Raw genomic sequence first — 21,273 nt, forward strand, 5'->3', positions numbered from 1 at the left:
ACTTGTGAATCCCGCTCTGGAGCGCCGTCCTGAGCCCGGCGTCAGTCACGATCCCGGTCCCATACCCGCCCGGCGGGATCGAGTTCGGTCATTTCCATGACCGCCCCCCGCCAGCCGAAGCCGCAGATCGCCATCGCGCCCTGACGGATCGGATCGAGTCCGAAGGCCTGCTCCAGCTCGACCTCGTTGATCGCGCCGGTGATGAATGCCCCCAGGCCGGCGTCGGTCGCCGCCAGGTACAGCGTCTGCGAGAGATGGCCGGCCTCCAGCGCGACCACGCGGTACCCCTTGGCGTGGCTGCGGTATTTCCAGAAGGTGCGGTCGAACCGCGGTGACAGCACCACCACGACATGCGCGTCCGCGAACCAGTGCTGCTGGGCGACCATCTCCTGCACGAAGCCCCGCAGCGGTCTGCCCGGACCGGGCAGCGGATCCAGTGCGTGTTCCCGCGCCTGATAGTGATACAGGCCAGGCGCGATCCCTTCGACGTGCTGCACGATCAGGTAGCACTCCATCGGGTGGAGCCCGCCGCCCGAAGGCACGTTCTTCTTCAGGAACACGGTGTCATCGGTGACACGCACCTCCGCCTGGGCGGCGAACACGCGTTGCATCAACTGCGCGAACAGCGCCTGCGGCAATGGGCGCGTGGCGTCGAAGTTGCGGCACGTGGCCCGACGCGCGAGCAGGTCGTCGAAGTCCGTCGGAGCCACGCGGGGCAAGGCAACGCGATCACCGGCCTGCGGGTGACGCAATGCTTCTCCCGGAGGCGCACCCAGCACTTCACGCATCGAGACGGCGGTTTCGATGCCGTTCTCCTTCATGCTCTGCACCGCGTCGATGCCCGACCAGCGAGTGAAAGCATTGTAGGTGGCTCCCAGCGGGTGCCAGTAGGTGCTGCGCAATTGCTCGTCGCGCTCGCGCGCCTCGTGATCCCGCGCACGATCGCTGATCACCAGTCCCTTGCCGATCAGGCATTCGATGGTGTCGATGGCCTCGGCCTGCGCGGTCGCGGCAACCCACAGGCTCGGGCTGAGCGCGCCCAGCAGTTCGCGCTCCGCATCGTCCACTTCGACCTCATGGCCCAGATGCGGCGCCAGGGCCAGCCAACGCTGTCGTCGTCGCAGGCCATCGCCACCGGTCAGCAATCCGTCCAGGTCGAAGCTCACTTCTTCACGCGGCTCGACGAACAGGATCGCGCACCGTCGAATCTTCATAGGACCCCCCTTGAGCGTCGCGATGGTAGCGCTCGCCGCGCTGGACCGCAGCCGGACTTCACCCGGCAATGCGTCGTGCGAGCGGGCTGCATCGCTTGCGCCCCCGCCGCGCCTGGGCCCTAATACGTGACGGAGTCCGCACCTCCAGGGGGGAGAGGCGGCTTCGTTTCGACAGGCCTATGCATTCACTTCCGGGGAACTCCAATGGCGACCGACAAGCCGTCTACCGTGCTGGACCAGACCATCGCGATGAACCTGCTGGACAAGCTGTCCAGCGACGATGCCTACCGCGACCGTTTCAGCAAGAATCCGTATGGCGCGCTGCAGGAGATCGGTTATGCCGAGCCCGCCAATGCCGCCACCTGCCTGTCCAAGATGAGCGAGCTGCCGCTGGCCTCCAAGGAGGCGCTGGCGGCGTCCAAGGCCGAGCTGATGTCCACGCTCACCGCCTCGCTGGGCCAGCACCCTCACGTGCTCGCGTCGATCACGCCCAACGACAAGTAAGCCGGATCGGTCGCGGCGATCAGAGCGCCGCGACCACCGCACGTCGGCGCTGCGCGAGCGGGCCCGGCAGCGCATCCGGAGCCCATGCCGCATCGAACCGCTGCAGCGACTGCTTTGCGGCGTCGTTGCGCTTGAGTGCTGCCTGCAACTCCGCGGCCCGCAACAAACTGAGGTTGGTGTCGGCCACGTTGAGCGACTGCAGCACCTGGTAACTGTTGTTCTCGACGTAAGCGCGCCCACGATGCGACGCGATCCACTGTGCTTCCTTCACCGCCTCGTCGAGCTTGCCGGCGTCGGCGAGGGCCTCCATGCGGGCGACGTGGATCTGGAAGAGTTCGCGTCCGTCGATGGCCTGGTCGAGCACGCGCAACGCGTCTTCCGGCTTGCCCTGGCGCCGGGCGGTTTCGGCCTGGACCAGCAGGGCCATGTCGTCCAGCACGGGGTGGTGCAGCCCGGCGGCGAGCTTGCGTGCGTTCGCAAGCGCATCCGGGGCGATGCCCGACATACCGGCGCGTTCCGCCAGGTAACCGGCGAGCAGCACACCGAAGATCGCGTGCGTGCGTTCGGGATCGTTCGTCTGCGATACGTTGCGCGCCTCGCCGTCCAGGTAGGTTCGCAATGACGACTGCAGCGCCGGCACCTTCACGTTCCAGCCCAGTTGGCTCAGTTCGACCGCCCGGTAGAGGCGCTGCGAGAACGCGTCGTCGGCACCGGCCTGGCGCGCCTGGCGCTGCAGAGCGGCGGCGTCGGACCAGCGGCCGCGGTCGGTCGCCATGGTGATCGCGACGATGCGGTCGGCTTCATACAGTCCCGCTTCGGATTTGGCCTTCATCAGCGAGTCGGCACGATCGAACCGCCGCTGCGCCGCAAGCGAGGCGACCTGCGCGGAGCCCGGAGCCTTCCCCAGCGTGTTGGCCTTGGCGAAGTCCTTGGCGGCGCTGTCGTAATCCTCCAGCGCCGTGTGCAGCGTCGCCCGCAGGTAATAGGCGGTGGAGCGCAACGGGTTGCGCTCCGAGGCCGCAGCGGTGGCGCCGGTGATGCCCTCGCGATAACGGTTCGCCAGCACGGTGCCGAACCAGGCGTGGTTGTAGGGGCCTGCGAAGTAGTCCGGATACAGCGTACCCAGCTGCTTCCATTTCTCGAGCAGGTTGGTCACGTCGCCGTCGGCGAGCGAGGCCGACCACGCATCCAGGTACAGCGCATCGCGCGGCACCAGATGCGCGCGCAGTTTTTCGGCCGCCTGCAGATGCGGGATCGCCGCCTTCGTTTCGTCCATGCCCACGTAGGTGCGCGCGAGCGCCAGGTGCGCGATGGCGAATTCGGGATCCAGCTCCAGCGCGCGCTCGTAGAAGCCCAGTGCATCGCGATAATCGCCGTTGCCATAGGCCTTCACGCCCAGGGCATAGGCACGCAGTGCATCGATGTTCTTCGACGACACCTGCGGCAGCGGCACGGAGTCGCGATCGATCGCGGCCAGTGTTTCGCCGAGCTTGCCACGCAGCTGGGACGTCACCTCGTCGATGGAGTCGAGCATCGACTGGGTGCTGCCATCGGTCGAGGCCGAATACACCGTGGCCTGCGTGTGCGGATCGATGATCTCGGCACTGAAGCGCACATTGCCGCCGAACGATGCCACCGTCGGCAGTACCACAGCGCGCGCGCCGTCGCGCAACGCGATCTCCGATGCGGTGGCGCGATCGAGTCGGGTGCTCTCGGGCCGCTGCATGAGCGCGAGCGTGTCGCTGACCTTCAGATCGCTGAGCACGTTGACGTAGCGCGACTGCTCCAGGCTGATGCGGAACGCCTGTTCCAGCGAGTCGTCGAGCACGGCCTGGCCGGTGAGGTTGCGCAGGTCCGCGACTACGACCCAGTCGCGCTGGTTGAACGCGATGGCCGGCGCAGGTCGCGTGGCGAACCACACGCCCACGCCGACGCCGGCGATGATCGCGGCCTCGGCGGCGAGCGCGGCCGGGCGGCGCCACAGCGGGATGTCGCGCCAGGCCTTGGGTGTGTTGGGCGGCGTGCGCAGCGGCGCGATGCCGGGCTCGCCGACTTCGTAGATCTGCTGGCCGTCGGGCACGCCCTTGAAACGCCAGCGGCCGTGCGACTTCCACAGCAGGTGCTGGCCGCGTTCGCCCAGTTCGCGCGCGGCGCGGTGCGCCAGCGGTTCGGCGACGGCGGACAGCAGGATCTGGCCCGGTCGCGCCACGGCCATCAGGCGTGCGGCCATCGGCTTGGCGAGGCCTTCGACTTCCAGCGGCTTGGCGCCGACGGAGACGGCTTCGTCGCTGTTGCGCCAGGTCAGCACTTCACCGACGTGCAGGCCGGCGCGGGCGCGCAGTTCGAGCCGGCGCGCGTCGCCCATCTCGCGCAGTTCGCGCACGTAGTCCAGGGCGAAGCCGAGGCCGTCGATGGGGCGTTCGAACAACAGCAGCAGGCCGTCGGAGCGGTCGATGAGGCGGCCGCGCCAGCGTTGCTGCAGATCCAGCACCAGGCGATCGTGGTCGCGGAACAACGTCGCGGCTTCGACGTCGCCGATGCGTTCGACCAGTGAGGTCGAGTCGCACAGGTCGGTCAGCAGCAGCGTGCGCAGTTGCGGCGCTTCGATCGAGGGGCGATGGGTCATCTCGTTCATCGCGTGCCGTCCCTCTCCGTATCGGCTTAGGCCGAGGTCAGTTCCATGTCGTGCCAGTGGACGCGGTTGCCGCCCAGGCGCTTGGCCTGGTAGAGCGCGGCGTCGGCGTGAGCGTACCAGTCGGTCCAGTCCTTCGCCGGGTCGATCAGGCAGGCACCGACGCTCAGCGGGCACATCAGCGGGGTGCCGTGCGACATCTGCATCAGGCCCTGCGCGGTGGCGACGATGAACTCGGCGAAACGCAGGACCTCTTCCTGGCGGTCGGTCACCACCAGCAGGCAGAACTCGTCGCCGCCGAGGCGGCAGGCGAAGTCCTCCGGCCCGGCCACCGAACGCAGGATGTTGGCCACGCCTTGCAGGACGCGGTCGCCGATGAGGTGGCCGTGGTCGTCGTTGACCTGCTTGAAGCGGTCGCAGTCCACCAGCAGCAGGCCCATGCTGCGCGGGCTGCCGATGTCGCGGCACTCCTGCAGGTGCAGGGTCAGGCCGCGTCGGTTGTAGAGGCTGGTCAGCTCGTCGGTGCGCACCAGCTCTTCGGTCTGGTTGAGCTGGTGCGTCGCCGCATAGAGGCTGTCGAGCGCCGACTGCAGTTCTTCGTTGCGACGGCGCAGGCGGCGGATCAGGCTTTGTTCGTTGAGCACCACGCGCAGGATGGCGCGGCGCAGGAAATACGAGACCAGACCGGGGTCGCGATCGACCAGGCGCTGGAACTCCTCGTGGCGCAGTTCGATCAGCAGGCCGTCGCTGGCGGCGACGGCGTCGGCGCTGCGGACGTGGTCGCCGATCAACAGGCCCAGTTCGCCGAAGAACTCGCTCGGGCCCAGGCGCTTGCCGACGAGGTCGTCGCCGAAGTCCAGGTCGACCACGCCGCGGGCGATGACGAACATCGTGGTGCCCAGTTCGCCGCGACGGAACAGCAGCTGGCCGGCTTCGACACGGCGCGGGCGGCCCAGTTCGGCGAACAGCTCATATTCCGCTTCGGTAAGCACCGCCGTCGCCACGTCCGCAGGCGCCGTGCTGGTCTTCCCGGAGTTGATGGAATCGCGCGTCTGGAGCGACGCGACGCTGTCACGAGTCATCCAACGAAGGCCCAGTCCCTGGGAGGCTGGAGAATAGCACCGGAATCTTGTGACAAACGTCCCACGGTCGGCGGACCGGTCAGAGGGGCTGGGTCGGCTGCCGTAACGTGCAGGGGCAGGCGGAGCCCCTCTCCCGCCTGCGGGAGAGGGGGGGGTGAGGGCAGGCACCTTGTCCGCTTGAGGCTAATAAGGGCTACCGCCCTCATCCGCCCCTGGATCAAGTCCAGGGCAGGCTCTTCGGACACCTTCTCCCGCGAGCGGGAGAAGGGTCAGGGGTCGACGCAGTCGGCCGGCGCCTGCAGCCCGACATCACGCCGCGGCGGCGCGCTTCTCGTTCCCGTGAAACTGCTCTTCCTCGGTCGAGCCCTTCAGCGCGACCGTGGACGACTGGCCGCCCTGGATGGTCTGCGTCACCGCGTCGAAGTAGCCGGTGCCGACCTCGCGCTGGTGCTTGACCGCGGTGAAGCCCTTGTCCGCGGCGGCGAACTCGGCTTCCTGCAGCTCGACGAACGCGCTCATCTGGCGACGCGCGTAACCGTGCGCCAGGTTGAACATGCCGTAGTTCAGGCTGTGGAAGCCGGCCAGGGTGATGAACTGGAACTTGTAGCCGTAGGACGCGATTTCCTTCTGGAACTTGGCGATGGTCGCGTCGTCCAGGTTCTTCTTCCAGTTGAAGCTCGGCGAGCAGTTGTAGGCCAGCAGCTTGCCCGGGAACTTGGCGTGGATGGCCTCGGCGAACTTGCGCGCGAACTCCAGGTCCGGCTTGCCGGTCTCGCACCACACCAGGTCCGCGTACGGCGCATAGGCGAGGCCGCGGCTGATCGCCTGGTCCAGGCCGTTGCGGGTCTTGTAGAAACCCTCGACGGTGCGCTCGCCGGTGCAGAACGGCTTGTCGTTGTCGTCGATGTCGGAGGTGATGAGGTCGGCGGCTTCGGCGTCGGTGCGCGCGACGATCAGCGTGGGCACGCCCATCACGTCGGCGGCCAGGCGCGCGGCGACGAGCTTTTCCACCGCTTCGCGCGTGGGCACCAGCACCTTGCCGCCCATGTGGCCGCACTTCTTGACGCTGGCCAGCTGGTCCTCGAAATGCACGCCGGAGGCGCCGGCCTCGATCATGCCCTTCATCAGTTCGAACGCGTTGAGCACGCCGCCGAAACCGGCTTCGGCATCGGCGACGATCGGCTGCAGGAAGTCCACGTCGCCCGTGCCTTCGGCGCACTGGATCTGATCGGCGCGCAGCAGCGTGTTGTTGATGCGGCGAACGACCTGCGGCACCGAGTTGGCCGGGTACAGCGACTGGTCGGGGTACATCTCGCCGGCGATGTTGGCGTCGGCGGCGACCTGCCAGCCCGAGAGGTAGATGGCCTTCAGGCCGGCCTTCACCTGCTGCATCGCCTGGTTGCCCGTCAGCGCGCCGAGCGCGTTGACGAACGGCTCGCTGTGCAGCGAGCTCCAGAGCTTCTGCGCGCCCAGCTTGGCGATGGAGTGCTCCACCAGCACGGTGCCGCGCAGGCGCACGACGTCCTGGGCGCTGTACGGGCGGGTGATGCCGGCCCAGCGCGGGTTGGTGGCCCAGTCCTGGCGGAGTTGTTCGGCGGTGTGCAGCGTGCTCATGGCGATGTTCCTTTCGATATCGGTAATGGAAGACAACGGGTACGGAACGGTCGGGAAGGCTCAGTCCAGCCGTGCGTAAGCCGGCAGGGTGAGGAAGTCTTCGAGCGTGTCGGCGTGCGTGAGTCGATCGAGCACGCCGATGGCTTCGTTGATGCGGCTCGCGCCGGGAATGCGCGAGCGGTCGCCCAGGCGCGAGGGCAGATTGAGGAAGGCGCGTTCGAGCAGCGCGAAGTCGACCGGCGTGCCGTCATGCAGATGCAGGCCATCGCTGTGCAGCCACTGCCACAGCTGCGTGCGGGCGATTTCGGCCGTCGCTGCGTCCTCCATCAGCCAGTGGATCGGCACGCAGCCGTTGCCGTCGAGCCACGCCGCGAGATAGCGCACGCACACTTCGACGTTGCCCTCGAAGCCGGTGCGGGTGATGGTCCCCAGCGACGGCTTGATCAGGTCGTCGCGCGTGACCCACACGTCCTCGCGCAGCACGTGGCGCTGGTTCGGCGTGGGCATGCGCTCGTCGAAGATCTTCATCGCCAGCGGGATGAGCGCCGGATGCGCAACCCAAGTGCCGTCGTGGCCGGCGGTGACTTCGCGCAGCTTGTCGGCGCGCACCTTGGCGAGCGCGGCCTCGTTGGCTTCGTCGTCGCCGCTGATCGGAATCTGCGCCGCCATGCCGCCCATCGCGTGCGCGCCACGCTTGTGGCAGGTCTGGATCAGCAGTTCCGAATACGCCTTCAGGAACGGCTGCGTCATCGTCACCTGCGCGCGCTCGGGCAGCACCTTGTCGCGGTGCGCGCGGAAGGTCTTGATGTAGGAGAACACGTAGTCCCAGCGCCCGCAGTTGAGGCCGGCGATGCGCGTGCGCAGCGCATGCAGGATCTCGTCCATCTCGAACACCGCCGGCAGCGTCTCGATCAGCACGGTCGCCTTGAGCTGGCCGGACGGCAGGCGCAGTTCGCGCTCGATGTGGTCCAGCACGTCGTTCCACAGCTGCGCTTCTTCCATCGACTGCAGCTTGGGCAGGTAGAAGTACGGGCCGCGGTCCTTGGCGGCGAGCGCCTGCGCGTTGTGGAAGGCGAACAGGCCCAGGTCGAACAGACCGCCGGAGATGGACGCGCCATCGACGCGCAGGTGCTTCTCGTCCAGGTGCCAGCCGCGCGGGCGCACCATCAGCACGGCCTGCTGGTCGAACGGGCGCAGCGTGTAGTGCTTGCCCGTCTCCGGCGCGGTGAACTCCAGCGTCCCGCGCACCGCCTCGATCAGCGCGCACTGGCCGGCGATCAGGTTGGCCCAGGTCGGCGAGGTGCTGTCCTCGAAGTCGGCCATGTAGACCTTCGCGCCGGAGTTCAGCGCGTTGATCACCATCTTCGGGTCGACCGGGCCGGTGATCTCCACGCGGCGGTCGAGCAGGGCCTGCGGCAGCGGGGCGACCTTCCAGTCACCGGTGCGGATCGCCCGGGTGTCCTCGCGGAAGTCCGGCAGCCCGCCGGCATCGAAGAAGGCCTGGCGTTCGCCGCGGGCTTTGAGGCGGGCCTGGCGCGTCGGCTCGAAGCGGCGGTGCAGTCCGGCCAGGAAGGCGAGCGCGGCCGGCGTCAGTACGCCCGCCTGACCCGGGGCTTGGCCGATAACTTCAATGTCCCCCTGCTGGGGCTGCACCAGGACTGCCGACATGCTGTAACTCCGTGGTAACCGTGGAGGTCCAACATGCGCGCCAGTCTTTTATTTGACAACGCAGACTTATCAATGCATATCATTAGTTAACCTAATACGCATTGAAACCATTGAGCCCAAAGTCCACCAAGAGCCCCCGCTTCGCCTACAAAGGCGACCGACTCAAGCCGCTACGGGCCTTCTGCCAGACGGCACGGTTGGGCTCGGTCTCGCGCGCGGCCGAGGCGCTGTACCTCAGCCAGCCGGCCGTGACCCTGCAGTTGCAGGCGCTGGAACGGGAAATGGGCTTGCGCCTGCTCGAACGCAGCGGCCGCCGCATCGCTCTCACGCGCGAGGGCCAGGAGCTGTACGACCTCGCCCGCCCGCTGGTTGAAGGGCTGGACGGCCTGGACGCGGTCTTCCGCGAGCGTATCCGCGGGCTCGACGCGGGCGAACTGAACGTCGCCGCGGGCAGCTCGACCATCCTGTATCTGCTGCCGCCGATCGTGGAGGCCTTCCGCGCCGCGCACCCCGAGGTGCGCCTGAGCCTGCACAACGTCACCGGCGCCAGCGGCCTGGACCTGCTGCGTTCCGACGCCGTGGACCTGGCCGTGGGCTCGATGCTGGATGTCCCGGCCGACCTTAGTTATGAGCCGGTCTACCGTTTCGAGCCGATGCTGATCACGCCCCGCGACCACCCTCTGGCGCAGAAGGAGCGGATCTCGCTTGAGGATCTTTCTCCCTACGGCCTGATCCTGCCGCCGCAGCGGCTGACCACCTACCGGCTCATCGACCTGGTCTTCCAGCAGAACCGCGTGCCCTACACCGTGGCCCTGGAGGTCGGCGGCTGGGAGGTCATCAAGCAATACGTGGCGATGGGCCTGGGGATCAGCATCGTCACCGCGATCTGCCTCACCGAGGCCGACCGCGAGCGGCTCTCGGCGCGCTCGCTGGCGGAGTATTTCCCGTCCCGCACCTACGGCGTGGTCGTGAGGAAGGGGAAATATTTATCACCCCACGCCCGTGCATTTGTAGAACTTATAAAGCCCGCGCTTTTCGAGCGGGGCGACTACTATTCCACCGGCCAATCCGAGCGCTGACGTTCAAACGGCGATCAGCCACCTCAGCACGAGGTGAGGGCCATTCAGGCCGCACGGTTCAAACGTCGTGGTTCTTGCCGTTGGAGACCGTGCGGTACCAGCCACGGATGCGGGCCACGTCGGCCTCGTAGTCGTCGGTGAGCTCGAACGGCGCACCGATGCCGATGGTCCGGCGCCCATAGTGGAAATAAGCCGGCACGACCGGCACCCCGGCGGCCCGCGCGATGCGCCAGAAGCCCGGCTTCCATTTCTCCACGGCCCGGCGCGTGCCTTCCGGCGCCAGCCCGTACCAGAACCGGTCCGCCTCGCGGATCATCCGCGCGGCCTGTTCGACCACGCCCTGCGCGGCCTTGCGGTCCACCGGGATCACGCCCAGGCGTTTGAGGATCGGCCCCATCACGGGGACCTTCAGCAGCGTGTCCTTGCCGAGCACCTTCAGGTCCAGTCCCAGCGCCATCAGCACGGAGAAGCCCCACACGCCGTCCCAGTTGGACGAATGCGGCGCGCCGATCAGCACCAGCTTGGGGAGGTCGGGAAACGCGCCTTCCATGCGCCAACCGCCGAGCCGCAGGATGGTGCGGCCGAGCCAGCGGACGAGTGGGTTGCGGTGGATGCGCGGCGCGCTCGGCGGCAGCGGCAGCACCGGGTAATCAGCCTCGGACATGTCCCCTCGTTTCAATCCTGCATCGGCCACCGGACCGACTCCTGCATGTTCAGTCCCAGTCGCGCCGGGTTCGTTCGCGCTTGATCGTACCGCGTTCGCGCTTGCCACTGAGCCGGCGCTCCTTCGCCGCGCGCGTGGGCTTGGTCGCCACGCGCGGCTTGGGCACGTGCAGGCCGGCGACGATGAAGGCCGCCAGACGCTCGCGGGCGTCCTCGCGGTTGCGCTCCTGCGTGCGGAAGCGCTGGGCGCTGATCACCAGCACACCTTCGTCGGTGATGCGGCGATCGCGCCGGGCCAGCAGCCGCGCGCGCAGCGGCTCGGGCAACGACGGTGAACCGGCCAGGTCGAAGCGCAGTTCGACGGCCGTGGCGACCTTGTTGACGTTTTGCCCGCCCGGCCCGGCCGAACGCACGAAGCGCTCGACCAGTTCCGAGTCGGGGATCGTCAGGCGGGGCGTGATCTGGAGCATGGGGCGGCACTTTATCGGGAATCGGGAATCGGGAATCGGGATTCGGGATTCGGGATTCGGGATTCGGGATTCGGGATTCGGGATTCGGGATTCGGGATTCGGGATTCGGGATTCGGGATTCGGGATTCGCAAGAGCATGTCATTCCCGCGTAGGCGGGAATCCAACGGTCAGACACTTCAAGCCCTCCGGAAGGCGTGACGCCCCTGACCGTTGGATCCCCGCCTGCGCGGGGATGACGGCTGACAGCCAACCTACCGGGGGCCCCGCCTGCGTACGGCATCACGGGCCCCGGCGCTACACTCCGCCCACGTTCCCACCCACGGTGCGCCATGGCGGACGAACAGCCTCCGAAGGACGGGCAGATCGACTCGGTGTTCCGCAACGGTTCGATGACCGTCGTCGGCGTGCTCACCGCCTTCTCGCTCGGCATCGTGACCCAGTGGACCGACGATCCCACGCCGTGGCACTGGATCGACCTGGTCGTGGTCGCACCGATGGTCGCGGGCACGTTCGCGCAGCTGCTGGCGTTGAAGCGGCTGCTGCACCCCAGCTCGCTGGACTCCGCGGTATACACGCGCGCGATCCGCATGTTCCTGTGGGGACTGAGCCTGCTCGCCGCCGGTGTCCTGCTGGGCGTGATGCAGGACGGCGTGTCGGTGATCTAGCGGTCCCGCGCGTCCGCGTCGAACCCCTCGAACATCGCCAGCGCCTTGGCAAACTCGGCATCGACCGGCGCCACCACCTCCACGCGCGAGCCGTCACGCGGATGCGCGAAGCCGAGCCGCCGCGCGTGCAGCAGCATGCGATGGATCCCGAGCATCCGGAAATTGCGGTTGTGTCGACCGTCGCCGTGGCTGGTGTCGCCGATCAGATGGTGCGAGACGTGCTTGAGGTGACGGCGAATCTGCCGGAAGCGCCCGGTCTCCAGCTCGGCGCGCAGCAGCGAATAGCGCGAGGTCTCGAAGCCCGACGACGGCAGCTGCAACTCCGTGGTCGCCAGTCGTTCGAAGCGCGTCACGGCCGGCTTCTTCTGCGGCTTGCCGGGGCCGCCATCGAGCGGGTGGTCGATGACGAACGCCTCCTCCGGCCAGCCGCGGCACACGGCCCAGTAATCCTTCTGCACCTCGCGCGACATCAGCACCTTGCCGAGCGAGGATGCGCTCTCGCGATCGAAGGCCAGCAGCAGGCAACCGCTGGTCGCACGATCCAGGCGATGCACGAGGAAGATCGGCCGGCCAAACTGCTCCCGCAACCGGTCCGCGGCAAAGTCGGTCTCGCCGCGCGCAAGCGCACTGTCGTGAACCATGAGGCCGGCGGGTTTGTTGACGACGGCGAAGGCGTCGTCCAGGTGAAGCACGTCCAGATGCAGGGCGTCAGCGGGCGACGCGTCGACGTGCGGCACGTCGAGTTGCGACGCAGGCTCTCGAGCCCCCGCCCCTGCTTGCAGGGGCGGGTTGGGGAGGGGTGAAGTGGTCACCGGCAAGGCTCCCGAAGGTGACGCAGGATTTCTTCAAGCACGAGCCGTGTTCTCAGCAGCACGTCGTCATTCCAGAAGCGAAGCACGCGGTAACCATTAGTGTTCATTCGTTGGGTGCGCTGCTCATCGTAAGACCGTGCTTCAACATGCTGGCCGCCATCCAGCTCGACCACGAGCCGCGCTTCCACGCAGGCGAAATCGGCGATGTAGCCTGCGATTGGAAACTGACGTCGGAATGCAGCCATGCAACTGCCTGCCCTTCAGATGACGCCAGAGCTTCACTTCCGCGTCAGTCGCGCTTCGGCCCAAACATCGCGCGCTTTTCCAGATCGCTTCCATGCCGCTGTCGTCGAGGGGATGAGGCATCACTTCACCCCTCCCCAACCCTCCCCTGCAAGCAGGGGAGGGAGTGTCAACGCATCAGGGATTTCCTAACGCCCTCGCGGCCACGCCGCCAGCAGCGCCCAGATTCCGCCCAGTCCGGCGATCCATGCGGACGCGGGAACGGACCAGAATCGCGGTCCACCCGCCTCCAGGCCGTACAGCACCGCGGCGCAGATCAGCAGGCCGACGCCGAGCACCGCCGCCACCGTGCGTCGCTGCGCCAGGCGGAGGGTGCGGTTGAGTTCCACCAGGTCGCGCGAATTCAGATTCAACTCGTGCCGCCCCCCGACCTGCTGCGTGAGCCAGGCGTGCAGCAGGCGCGGCATTTCCGGTGCATGCGTCACCAGTTCCGGCAGGCGCTTGCGGAATTCGCTCGCCAGCCGTTGCGGGCTGTAGCGCTCGACCAGGATGCGCTGCAGCACCGGCCGCGCGACGGCCCAGATGTCGAGCTTGGGATCGAGCTGGCGACCGACGCCCTCGATGTTCAGCAGCGTCTTCTGCAGCAGGATCAACTGCGGCTGCAGTGTGAGTTCGTAACGCTGCGCCGTGCGGAACAGCTTGAGCAGCACCTCGGCCAGCGAGATCTCGCTCAGCGGCCGCGTGAAGTACGGCTCACAGACGGCACGCACGGCGGCCTCGAGTTCGTCGATGCGGATGTGCGACGGCATCCAGCCGGCGCGCACGTGCAGTTCGGCGATGCGGCGGTAATCGCGGTTGAAGATCGCCATGAAGTTCTCGGCGAGGTAGTACTGATCCTCGTCCGAGAGCTGGCCCATGATGCCGAAATCCAGCGCGATGAAACGCGGATTCGCGCGGCGCGACGGATCGCTGTCGACCCAGATGTTGCCGGCGTGCGCATCGGCGTGGAAGAAGTTGTCGCGGAACACCTGCGTGTAAAACACGCGCACGCCCTTGGCCGCCAGCGCGCGCCGGTCGATGCCGGCGGCGTCGAGCGCGGGGATGTCGTCCGACGGAATGCCGTGCACGCGTTCCAGCGTGAGTGCGCGCTCGGCCGTGTGCGTCCAGATCACCTCCGGCACGTACATGTCGTCGCTGTCCTGCCAGAAGCGGCGCAGCACGCTGGCGTTGGCGCCTTCGCGCTGGAGGTCCAGTTCGGCGGCGAGCGTGTTCTCGACTTCCTCGACGATCGCGCGCGGGCGGATCTTGTCGGCACTGGGATGCGTGCGATCGACGATGCCCGCGACCGCCTTGAGCAGCGCGATGTCGCCTGCGATCTGCTTCTCGATGTCCGGGCGCAGCACTTTCACCACGACCTCGCGCGAGACGCCGTTGGCATCCGGCGGCAGCGTGGCGGCGTGCACCTGCGCGATCGAGGCCGAGGCCAGCGGCGTGGTGTCGAACTGCACGAACGCCTCGCTGACCGGACGCCCCAGCGCCAGCTCGACGATGGCGCGCGCCGCCTGGCCGTCGAACGGCTTCACGCGGTCCTGCAGCAGCGCGAGTTCCTCCGCCACGTCCGGCGGTACCAGGTCGCGTCGGGTGGAGAGGATCTGGCCGAACTTGACGAAGATCGGGCCCAGTTCCTGCAATGCCATGCGCAAACGCGCGCCGCGCGAGAGGCACGCGACTTCGCTGGTGGCACTGGGCACGAACGGACGCGCGAGCTTCAACCAGCCTTCCACGGGCGTGTCGTCGAGCAGGTCGTCCAGGCGATAGCGCAACAGCACGCGACCGATGCGCCAGGCGCGGAAGACCGGCTTCATGCGGCGTCCCCGGCGCGTGCGCGCAGGCGCGTCACGCGTGCGGCCAGGCGCTCGACGTCGTCGCGCAGCGTGTCGACGTCGTCGTGGAAGGCGTTGAGTTCCTCGCGCGGCACGACGTCGCGCGATTCCTCGGTGACGAACTCGGCGGCGTTCACCGCGAACGCGCCCGCCGCGCCGCGTGCATGACGCAGCCCGGCGGCCACCGCATTGGCGACCTGCACGCCGGCGATCTCGCCGAACACGCGAACGAACGGTTGCTGCCAGTCCGGATCGAACCTTTCGGCCAGCTTCTGCAGGCGACGCGCGAGATCGGCGTCGCCCTCGATACGGAGTTTGCCAACGGGCGGCGCGTCGTCATTGCGCAGGAACGGCAGCTGCGAGAGCAGCCCGCCCAGCGTGGCGCGCACCGACAGATCCGCCTCTTCGTCCTGCACCGGGCCGACTTCGAGCCGTTCGCCCGCCACGCGCACCTGCAACGCCAGCGCCGGCGCGGACAGGCGCAGCACGACGCGGCGGCCATCGAGGGCGCGCAAGCTGTCGCGGGTGTCGGGATCCAGCGCGAGGGCGCGGTTGAGGGCGGTTTCCAGGGCGCGCCCGGCCAACGGCTTGAGTGAGGCCAGTGGCGAGGAGGTCGGGTCGGTCATGCGGTCATTGTAGCCGCGACCCGCCCGCCTTCCCGGCGGGAGACTCTCGCGCCGGACGGCCCGGGGGGTGGGGCCGTCCGACGCGGGCAAAGCCAGTTCGTCAGACGCGGCGGCCGCGCAGCATCGAGATGACCGCCAGGACCAGGAAGACGACGAACAGGATCCAGGCGATGTTGGTGGCCGCGCCGGCGATGCCACTGAAGCCGAGCACGGCGGCGATGATCGCGATGACGAAGAAGATGACGGCGTAGCTGAGCATCGATGTACTCCGGGCGCGGTGCGCCTGACTGGGTGCGATCGATGCTAGGCACGACCCGGTCGTCGAAGGGTGACGATCCGCGCGCGACTCACCCGCCCGTGCAGGCCGCCTTCAGTCGGGTGAGACCCTCGTGAATGCTCACGCTCGGCACATAGCCGAAATCGTGCCGCGCCGGCGCCATGTCGTACCAGTGCGTGGTGCTGAGCTGCTCGGCGAGGAAGCGCGTCATCGGCGGCTCGCCCTTGAGCGGCAGCGCGTGCCACAGGCCCTCGCAGGCGACGCCCACCGCGTACGCCACGCCGAACGGAATCGTCTTCGTCACCTGCGGCGCACCGGCGGCGGCGAGCAGGCCGTTGACGATCTCGCGCACGGTGCGCGGCTCGCCATTGCTGATGAAGTACGCGCGGCCCGCGCAGGCCGCGCCGACGGCGAGGTGTTCGCAGGCATCGAAGTGCGCCTGCGCGGCGTTGTCGACGTAGGTGGTGTCGATGCGATTGTTGCCGTCGCCGACGAAACGCAGGCGCCCGGCCTTCGCGCGTTCGACCAGACGCGGCAGCAGCTGGTTGTCGCCCACGCCCCAGATCAGGCGCGGGCGCAGCGCGACGGTGGCGAGCGTTGCGTCGTTCGCGGACAGCACGAGCTTCTCGGCGACCTGCTTGGTCGCCGCGTACGGCGCCTTGAGGTGGTCGCCATAGGGCACGGTCTCGGCGGTGCCGCCTTCGACCGGATGCGTCTTGCGGTGCGTGACGCTGGGCGTGGACGTGTAGACGAGGCGGTCGATGCCGTGCGCGCGGCAGGCGTCGATGACGTTCTGCGTGCCGACGACGTTGGCGAGGTGGTAGCTCTCGTAGCTGCCCCAGGCGCCGGCCTTGGCGGCGTTGTGGAAGATCGCCTCGCAGCCTGCGGCGGCGGCGATCACCGCGTCGCGCTGCGCGAGGTCGCCCTGCACCTGCGCCACGCCGAGGCGGTCGAGCGCGTCGTAGCGGCCGCGGTTGAAGCTGACGACCTCGTGGCCGCGCTCACGCAGTCCGCGGCACAACGCCTGCCCGAGGAAGCCACCACCGCCGGTCACCAGGATCTTCATCGCGCGCCCCTTTCTGCAAAGGCGACACGATAGCGGGGAGGTGTGTGGGCTTCAAAGCTGCGGGCTATTCGTTCTCCCGGAGCCAGACGCCGTTTCCTGCTCCGATGATGCCCCCCTTCTCCCCTCGTGGGAGAAGGTGCCCCCGAAGGGGTGGAAGAGGGGGCGCGCGCAGCGCGTGCTTCAACGCCCCTACCCCTCTCCATGGCCGCCTTCGGCCGCCTGTCGCTCTCAGCCCTGCGCTCCCTTCGGTCGCCTCAAGGGGAGAGGGACGACGTCATGCACCGCTGATGCGGCCGGCGACCCACACCGCCAACTTCTCCCGCCCAATCTTGGCGTTGTGGCGGATGTCGACCGGGAATTTCGGGTGGACGAGGAACGTGTCGATGCGCGCGGCGTGGGCGCGTGGCGCGCCGATCGCACGCAGTTCGCGCTCGATGCGCTGCCATTGCCGCGCGTCCACGCCCGGCGCCAGTTCCACGCACAGCACCGGCCGCTGCGCGCCGATCGCGCCGACGCCGACCAGCGCGGTTCGCCGGACATCACGATGCGTGTTGAACACCGGCTCCACCTGCTCGGTGTACAGCGGCCCGTCGGCAGTTTCCACGCGGTGCGACTTGCGCCCGCAGAACCACAGGCGCCCTTCCGCGTCGAGATAACCGACATCGCCCATGCGATGCACGATGCGCTCGCTGCCGTCGGGAAGGCGTTCGCCGATCTTCGCCAGCTTCGTCTGCGCGTCGCGGTTGAAGTAGGTATCGGTGACGGTGGGACCGGCGACGGTGATCTCGCCGACCACGCCTTCTTCAACGGGCTGCGTGTCGTCCCACTGCGCGATCGGCGCATCGGTGATGGCGATGATGCGCACTTCGTTCGGCGCGACCGCGCGGCCCACGCAGGTGCCGGCGCCGGATTCGGTGGCCTCGCGCGTGGACTGGAGTTCGCGGCTTTCGATCACCGCCACCGGCAGGCATTCGGTCGCACCATAGGGCGTCCAGAAGCCGGCATCGTCGGGCAGCAGTTCGCGCATTTTCGCCACGACGTCCGCCGGCACGGGCGCGCCCGCGGAGGTCACGCGCTTCACCGTCGGCAGCTTCGCTCCGAAGTTCGCCAGCACCGCCATCAACGCGGGCGAGCCGAACAACTGGTCCACGCCGAAGCGTGCGATCGCGTCGTGCAGCTTGCGCGGATCGGCGAGCGCCGGCTTGGTCGGATCCATGTCGGGGATGATCGAAGTCAGGCCGAGCGCGGGGTCGAACAGCGCGAACGGCGGGAACGTCGGCAGGTCCACGCCGCCGGACTGGATGCCCAGCGCGTCGCGCAGCATCGCGATCTGCGCGACGAAATGGCGATGGCGATACACCACGCCCTTGGGCACGCCGGTGGAGCCGCTGGTGAACAGGATCGCCGCGACGTCGTCGGGTTGCGTGTCGGCGAGTTGCGCGCCTGCGTTCGCGCCTTCGCGCTCGACCTGCGCCAGCGTCGCGTCGGACAGCCACGCGCGCGCGCCGGTGGTGATGCGGATTCGCGCCGACGGCGCCCAGCGCAGCACGGTGCGCGCCACGTGCGCCAGCGGAATGCCGATGAACGCTGCCGGCTGTGCTTCGTCCAGGCATTGCTTCAGCGCGCGCTTGTCGATGCCCGGATCGACCAGCACCGGCACGGCGCCGGCCTTGAACAGCGCGAACATCAGCAGGAAGAACTCCGGCGACGGGCGCACCATCACCACCGTGCGCGTGCCGCGCACGATCCCGCGCCGCGCCAGGCCGGCGGCGATGGCGTCGCTGCGGGCGTCCAGGTCGCGGTAGGTCAGGGTGAGGTCGAAGCGCGCCAGGCCGTCCGGCCCGCGCGTGCCGGGGCAGCGCATGGCGATGCGGTCGGGGAAGCGGGCGGCCAGTTCAGGCAGGTTGGCGGCGATGTTGCACACGTCGGTCATGGATTCATTTTCGCCTGAACCGCGCGGCCCTTGCGCATGGCGCGGGAAGTCTCAAAATTCCGCACCCGGCCGAGCGATTCCGGACCCGCGACGGTCCAACCCATGCAACACCCCTGTCTGACCTGCGGCGCCTGCTGCGCCTACTTCCGAGTGAGCTTCCACTGGTCCGAGGCCGACCCGGCCCTGGGCGGCGTGGTGCCGTTCGAACTCACGCAGCCGCTGCGCACGCACGAGCGCGTGATGAAGGGCACCTCGCAGCCGAACCCACGCTGCATCGCACTGGACGCCGACATCGGCCGCTACAGCCGCTGCACCATCCACGACCGGCGCCCGTCGGTGTGCGCGCTGGTGCCGGCGTCGTGGGAGTTCGGCGCGGCGAGCCCGCAATGCGACAAGTCGCGCCTAGCCCACGGGCTGCCGGTGCTGACGCCGCAGGACTGGGTCGGCGTGAGCGAGGACGAGAAGAATCCGTTGCCGGAGGGTTGAGGGCGCTTTAGCCCCTCTACTTCGGTGGCTTTAGCCCCTCTCCCTCCGGGAGAGGAGGTGGGGTGAGGGTCGGGGCGAGCGAGCACGCTTGTTCCAGCTTTCGCTGGAATGACGAGAGAGGGCGGCGGGCGTGACAGCCTGGGTCCCGGCCTTCGCCGGGATGACGGCTTCGGTGGGGCCTGCTTCGGCGATGCGCACTCCGCTTCGGGCACGCCGCGCCGTGGCAACGCATCGGCGCTCGCCGACGCCGCCTTGCTACAGCGGATTGCCGTCCAGGAACGCCCGCATCTTCGGCACCAGCTCCTCGCCCTTGTCTTCCATCACGTAATGGCCCGCGTCCTCGAACGCGTGCACCGTCGCCTGCGGCAGCGCGTCGGTGAAGCCCTTGAGGAAGTGGTGGTCGAAGACGAAATCGCGCAGACCCCAGGCGATGAACGCCGGGCGGTCGGCGTACTCGGGCAGCTTGCGGCCCATCGCCTGCACCAACGGCCAGGCGGCGTCGCCTTCGCCCAGCGGGATGTCCTGCACGAAGCGCGAGGTCGCGACGCGGTTCGCCCAGGTGTCGTACGGGCCGACGTAGGCGCGGCGCACGTCGGCCGGCATCTTCTTCTCCACGCCGACGAACGAGGCGATGGAGGAGAACGCATTGAAGCCGCGGATCAGCAACGTGCCCAGCGCAAGATCGCGACCCAGCACCAGCGATTTCGGCAGCGGCTTGCTCGCCGGCAGCGGGAACGAGCCGGTGTTGGTGACGATGAGCCGGCGGATGCGCGCGGAATGCTTCAAACCCCAGCCGAAACCGATGCCGCCGCCCCAGTCGTGCACGGCGAGCGTGACATCGCCGGTGATGCCCAGGTGGTCGAGCAGCGTTTCGACATCGTCGATGCGCGATTGCAGCGTGTAGCGGTAACGGTCGTCGCCGGGCTTGTCCGACAGGCCCATGCCGACGTGGTCGGGCACGATGCAGCGGTAGCGATCGCGCAGGCCGAGCACGAGCTTGCGCCAGTAGAAGCTCCACGACGGATTGCCGTGCAGCATCACCACGACCTCGCCGTCGCGCGGGCCTTCGTCGAGGAAGCTCATCGCGATGCCCGGGCGGACATCGAAACGGTTCGGCGTGAACGGATAGTCGGGAAGCGGCAGGCGGATCGTCATCGTGTTCGCGAATTCGTGCGGGCAAGAAAAACCCGGCGCGCGGCCGGGTTCTTCGGTGGTGCGAAGGCGTCGCTTACCAGACCACTTCGGCCATCGAGCAGTTCAGGCCCGAGCCGATGCCCAGCAGCGCAACGCGCGTGCCCTTCTTCAGGCGGCCGCCGTCGCGCAGCTTGCTCAGCACGATCGGCACCGAGGCCGGGCCGATGTTGCCGTGCTCGCCGAAGATGGTCAGCACCTTCTTCGGGTCGATGCGGAACGCCTTGAGGAAGGCCTTGGTGTGCGCCTTGCTGACCTGGTGGATGACGAACTCGTCGAGCTCCTCCACCACCCAGCCCAGCGCGGCGCGCGCGGCGGTAAAGGTCTTCTGGCCGAGCTTGAGCCCTTCGATCATCAGCATGCGGCCGTCGGCGATCATGCGGTCGTGCACGAGGTCGCCGCGGCACAGCTGGTTCCACTCGGTGGCCGAGCGGGTGACGCTGCCGCGGTAACGCGGCGCACCCGGCGCCAGCTCGCTGCGCGCCAGCACCATCGCGGCGGCGCCGCTGCCCAGCGTGAGCGTGGCCATCTCGTCGCGGAACTGCTCTTCGGTGACGTCGTCGCGGCTGAGGCGATCGAGCGTCTTCTCGTACGCCAGGTCGGCGGTCTCGCCGTTGACGACCAGGGCGTAGTCGATCTCACCGCGCTCGATCATGCGGCTGGCGATGTCCATGCCGTTGAGGAACGCCAGGCACGCGTTGGCGACGTCGAAGTTCTGGCAGGTGTCGGGCAGGCGCAGATTGCCGGACACGATGGAGGCCGTGGACGGCTCCAGGTAGTCGCGGCTGACCGAGGTGTTGACCAGCAGGCCGACGCGGTCGGCGTCGATGCCGGCATCGGCCAGCGCCTTGACGCCGGCGAGCGTGGCGGCGTCGGAGGCTTTGACCTCGCCGTCCCACAGGCGGCGTTCGCGAACGCCGGCGACTTCCTCAAGCACGTTGTACTTGATGCCGAGGCGGTCGAGCGTGGGCCTGAGACGGGCGTGGATTTCGTCCGAGGTCAGCCGGCGGGGTGCATCGATGTGAGCAAGACCGGCGATGGCAACGTGCTGGAACAACATGGGCGGCTGACCGGAAACGGAAAAGAACACGCCATGTTAACGCTTAATCTGGCCCGCCAGCCATTCGGTGCCGAATGGTGGGGCGGATCGGCCGACGGGCGGCG

At 68.2% G+C, this 21,273-nt stretch carries 19 protein-coding genes and 1 pseudogene; 4 read left to right on the top strand and 16 right to left on the bottom strand.

Annotation, left to right across the window (positions count from 1 at the left end):
- Nucleotides 1-41 precede the first annotated feature (41 nt).
- Nucleotides 42-1,214, bottom strand: coding sequence for a putative peptide maturation dehydrogenase (locus AAFF32_RS02640; protein WP_342316421.1), 1,173 nt, complete (start codon nt 1,212-1,214; stop codon nt 42-44).
- 204 nt (nt 1,215-1,418) lie between these two features.
- Here AAFF32_RS02640 and AAFF32_RS02645 point away from each other — a divergent pair, with 204 nt between their 5' ends.
- Entirely contained in the window at nt 1,419-1,718 is a 300-nt protein-coding gene (locus AAFF32_RS02645) for an NHLP-related RiPP peptide (RefSeq protein ID WP_216965248.1), read from the top strand.
- A 19-nt stretch (nt 1,719-1,737) separates the two neighbouring features.
- Here AAFF32_RS02645 and AAFF32_RS02650 read toward each other — a convergent pair whose 3' ends face one another.
- From AAFF32_RS02650 to aceB, 4 genes and pseudogenes are all read right to left on the bottom strand, one after another.
- Nucleotides 1,738-4,353 carry a putative peptide modification system cyclase gene (locus AAFF32_RS02650; RefSeq protein ID WP_342316422.1) on the bottom strand — a complete coding sequence of 872 codons (2,616 nt, stop codon included), beginning with the start codon at nt 4,351-4,353 and terminating at the stop codon, nt 1,738-1,740.
- A gap of 26 nt (nt 4,354-4,379) precedes the next feature.
- Complete coding sequence (locus AAFF32_RS02655) at nt 4,380-5,432, bottom strand: GGDEF domain-containing protein (RefSeq protein ID WP_216965246.1); 1,053 nt, start codon at nt 5,430-5,432, stop codon at nt 4,380-4,382.
- A gap of 309 nt (nt 5,433-5,741) precedes the next feature.
- Complete coding sequence (gene aceA / locus AAFF32_RS02660; protein ID WP_216965244.1) at nt 5,742-7,046, bottom strand: isocitrate lyase; 1,305 nt, start codon at nt 7,044-7,046, stop codon at nt 5,742-5,744.
- Nucleotides 7,047-7,106: 60 nt separating this feature from the next.
- Nucleotides 7,107-8,651 (bottom strand): annotated as a pseudogene (gene aceB, locus AAFF32_RS02665) (malate synthase A); the annotation flags it as partial.
- Nucleotides 8,652-8,824: 173 nt separating this feature from the next.
- Between aceB and AAFF32_RS02670 the strand changes: the two are divergent.
- On the top strand, nt 8,825-9,793 hold the full coding sequence (locus AAFF32_RS02670; protein ID WP_342317203.1) for a LysR substrate-binding domain-containing protein: 969 nt from the start codon (nt 8,825-8,827) through the stop codon (nt 9,791-9,793).
- Nucleotides 9,794-9,851: 58 nt separating this feature from the next.
- Here the strand turns inward: AAFF32_RS02670 and AAFF32_RS02675 are convergent, their stop codons facing one another.
- Nucleotides 9,852-10,457 carry a lysophospholipid acyltransferase family protein gene (locus tag AAFF32_RS02675; protein WP_342316423.1) on the bottom strand — a complete coding sequence of 202 codons (606 nt, stop codon included), beginning with the start codon at nt 10,455-10,457 and terminating at the stop codon, nt 9,852-9,854.
- A 49-nt stretch (nt 10,458-10,506) separates the two neighbouring features.
- Complete coding sequence (arfB, locus tag AAFF32_RS02680; protein WP_342316424.1) at nt 10,507-10,926, bottom strand: alternative ribosome rescue aminoacyl-tRNA hydrolase ArfB; 420 nt, start codon at nt 10,924-10,926, stop codon at nt 10,507-10,509.
- Between the two features lie 330 nt (nt 10,927-11,256).
- On the opposite strand from arfB, the gene AAFF32_RS02685 reads away from it, so the two are divergent.
- Complete coding sequence (locus AAFF32_RS02685) at nt 11,257-11,592, top strand: hypothetical protein (protein ID WP_216965234.1); 336 nt, start codon at nt 11,257-11,259, stop codon at nt 11,590-11,592.
- Here the strand turns inward: AAFF32_RS02685 and AAFF32_RS02690 are convergent.
- The 7 genes from AAFF32_RS02690 to oleC form a co-directional block, all read right to left on the bottom strand.
- On the bottom strand, nt 11,589-12,296 hold the full coding sequence (locus AAFF32_RS02690) for a pseudouridine synthase (protein ID WP_342317205.1): 708 nt from the start codon (nt 12,294-12,296) through the stop codon (nt 11,589-11,591). The two genes, AAFF32_RS02685 and AAFF32_RS02690, sit on opposite strands and share 4 nt — an antisense overlap.
- Nucleotides 12,297-12,400: 104 nt before the next feature.
- Complete coding sequence (locus tag AAFF32_RS02695; protein WP_254200790.1) at nt 12,401-12,649, bottom strand: endonuclease domain-containing protein; 249 nt, start codon at nt 12,647-12,649, stop codon at nt 12,401-12,403.
- 186 nt (nt 12,650-12,835) lie between these two features.
- Nucleotides 12,836-14,512: a ubiquinone biosynthesis regulatory protein kinase UbiB gene (gene ubiB / locus AAFF32_RS02700; RefSeq protein WP_342316425.1), complete on the bottom strand. Its 1,677-nt coding sequence runs from the start codon at nt 14,510-14,512 to the stop codon at nt 12,836-12,838.
- On the bottom strand, nt 14,509-15,156 hold the full coding sequence (locus AAFF32_RS02705) for an SCP2 sterol-binding domain-containing protein (RefSeq protein ID WP_216965230.1): 648 nt from the start codon (nt 15,154-15,156) through the stop codon (nt 14,509-14,511). The genes ubiB and AAFF32_RS02705 overlap by 4 nt, the downstream gene beginning before the upstream one ends.
- 100 nt (nt 15,157-15,256) lie before the next feature.
- On the bottom strand, nt 15,257-15,415 hold the full coding sequence (locus AAFF32_RS02710) for a DUF1328 domain-containing protein (protein WP_137833591.1): 159 nt from the start codon (nt 15,413-15,415) through the stop codon (nt 15,257-15,259).
- 88 nt (nt 15,416-15,503) lie between these two features.
- On the bottom strand, nt 15,504-16,499 hold the full coding sequence (oleD, locus tag AAFF32_RS02715; protein WP_342316426.1) for a 2-alkyl-3-oxoalkanoate reductase: 996 nt from the start codon (nt 16,497-16,499) through the stop codon (nt 15,504-15,506).
- Between the two features lie 274 nt (nt 16,500-16,773).
- Nucleotides 16,774-18,432 (bottom strand): olefin beta-lactone synthetase, encoded by a 1,659-nt coding sequence (oleC, locus tag AAFF32_RS02720; protein WP_342316427.1) that lies wholly within the window; start codon nt 18,430-18,432, stop codon nt 16,774-16,776.
- A gap of 102 nt (nt 18,433-18,534) precedes the next feature.
- Between oleC and AAFF32_RS02725 the strand changes: the two genes are divergently transcribed.
- Nucleotides 18,535-18,918: a YkgJ family cysteine cluster protein gene (locus tag AAFF32_RS02725; RefSeq protein ID WP_216965225.1), complete on the top strand. Its 384-nt coding sequence runs from the start codon at nt 18,535-18,537 to the stop codon at nt 18,916-18,918.
- Between the two features lie 255 nt (nt 18,919-19,173).
- On the opposite strand, the gene AAFF32_RS02730 is transcribed toward AAFF32_RS02725, so the two are convergent.
- Nucleotides 19,174-20,073, bottom strand: a complete 900-nt coding sequence (locus AAFF32_RS02730) for an alpha/beta fold hydrolase (protein ID WP_216965223.1) — start codon at nt 20,071-20,073, stop codon at nt 19,174-19,176.
- A gap of 73 nt (nt 20,074-20,146) precedes the next feature.
- Nucleotides 20,147-21,169, bottom strand: a complete 1,023-nt coding sequence (locus AAFF32_RS02735; protein WP_216965221.1) for a 3-oxoacyl-ACP synthase III — start codon at nt 21,167-21,169, stop codon at nt 20,147-20,149.
- Nucleotides 21,170-21,273: the final 104 nt, after the last annotated feature.

It is taken from the genome of Lysobacter sp. FW306-1B-D06B, assembly GCF_038446665.1.
Classification (GTDB): Bacteria; Pseudomonadota; Gammaproteobacteria; order Xanthomonadales; family Xanthomonadaceae; genus Lysobacter_J.

Excerpts from the sequence above, each read along its gene's own strand:
- AAFF32_RS02640 (WP_342316421.1), bottom strand. The coding sequence starts at position 1,214 with ATGAAGATTCGACGGTGCGCGATCCTGTTCGTCGAGCCGCGTGAAGAA.
- AAFF32_RS02645 (WP_216965248.1), top strand. The coding sequence starts at position 1,419 with ATGGCGACCGACAAGCCGTCTACCGTGCTGGACCAGACCATCGCGATG.
- oleC (WP_342316427.1), bottom strand. The coding sequence starts at position 18,432 with ATGACCGACGTGTGCAACATCGCCGCCAACCTGCCTGAACTGGCCGCC.
- AAFF32_RS02725 (WP_216965225.1), top strand. The coding sequence starts at position 18,535 with ATGCAACACCCCTGTCTGACCTGCGGCGCCTGCTGCGCCTACTTCCGA.
- AAFF32_RS02735 (WP_216965221.1), bottom strand. The coding sequence starts at position 21,169 with ATGTTGTTCCAGCACGTTGCCATCGCCGGTCTTGCTCACATCGATGCA.
- AAFF32_RS02650 (WP_342316422.1), bottom strand. The coding sequence starts at position 4,353 with ATGAACGAGATGACCCATCGCCCCTCGATCGAAGCGCCGCAACTGCGC.
- AAFF32_RS02655 (WP_216965246.1), bottom strand. The coding sequence starts at position 5,432 with ATGACTCGTGACAGCGTCGCGTCGCTCCAGACGCGCGATTCCATCAAC.
- AAFF32_RS02685 (WP_216965234.1), top strand. The coding sequence starts at position 11,257 with ATGGCGGACGAACAGCCTCCGAAGGACGGGCAGATCGACTCGGTGTTC.
- AAFF32_RS02710 (WP_137833591.1), bottom strand. The coding sequence starts at position 15,415 with ATGCTCAGCTACGCCGTCATCTTCTTCGTCATCGCGATCATCGCCGCC.
- ubiB (WP_342316425.1), bottom strand. The coding sequence starts at position 14,512 with ATGAAGCCGGTCTTCCGCGCCTGGCGCATCGGTCGCGTGCTGTTGCGC.
- AAFF32_RS02675 (WP_342316423.1), bottom strand. The coding sequence starts at position 10,457 with ATGTCCGAGGCTGATTACCCGGTGCTGCCGCTGCCGCCGAGCGCGCCG.
- AAFF32_RS02730 (WP_216965223.1), bottom strand. The coding sequence starts at position 20,073 with ATGACGATCCGCCTGCCGCTTCCCGACTATCCGTTCACGCCGAACCGT.
- aceA (WP_216965244.1), bottom strand. The coding sequence starts at position 7,046 with ATGAGCACGCTGCACACCGCCGAACAACTCCGCCAGGACTGGGCCACC.
- oleD (WP_342316426.1), bottom strand. The coding sequence starts at position 16,499 with ATGAAGATCCTGGTGACCGGCGGTGGTGGCTTCCTCGGGCAGGCGTTG.
- AAFF32_RS02695 (WP_254200790.1), bottom strand. The coding sequence starts at position 12,649 with ATGGCTGCATTCCGACGTCAGTTTCCAATCGCAGGCTACATCGCCGAT.
- AAFF32_RS02705 (WP_216965230.1), bottom strand. The coding sequence starts at position 15,156 with ATGACCGACCCGACCTCCTCGCCACTGGCCTCACTCAAGCCGTTGGCC.
- arfB (WP_342316424.1), bottom strand. The coding sequence starts at position 10,926 with ATGCTCCAGATCACGCCCCGCCTGACGATCCCCGACTCGGAACTGGTC.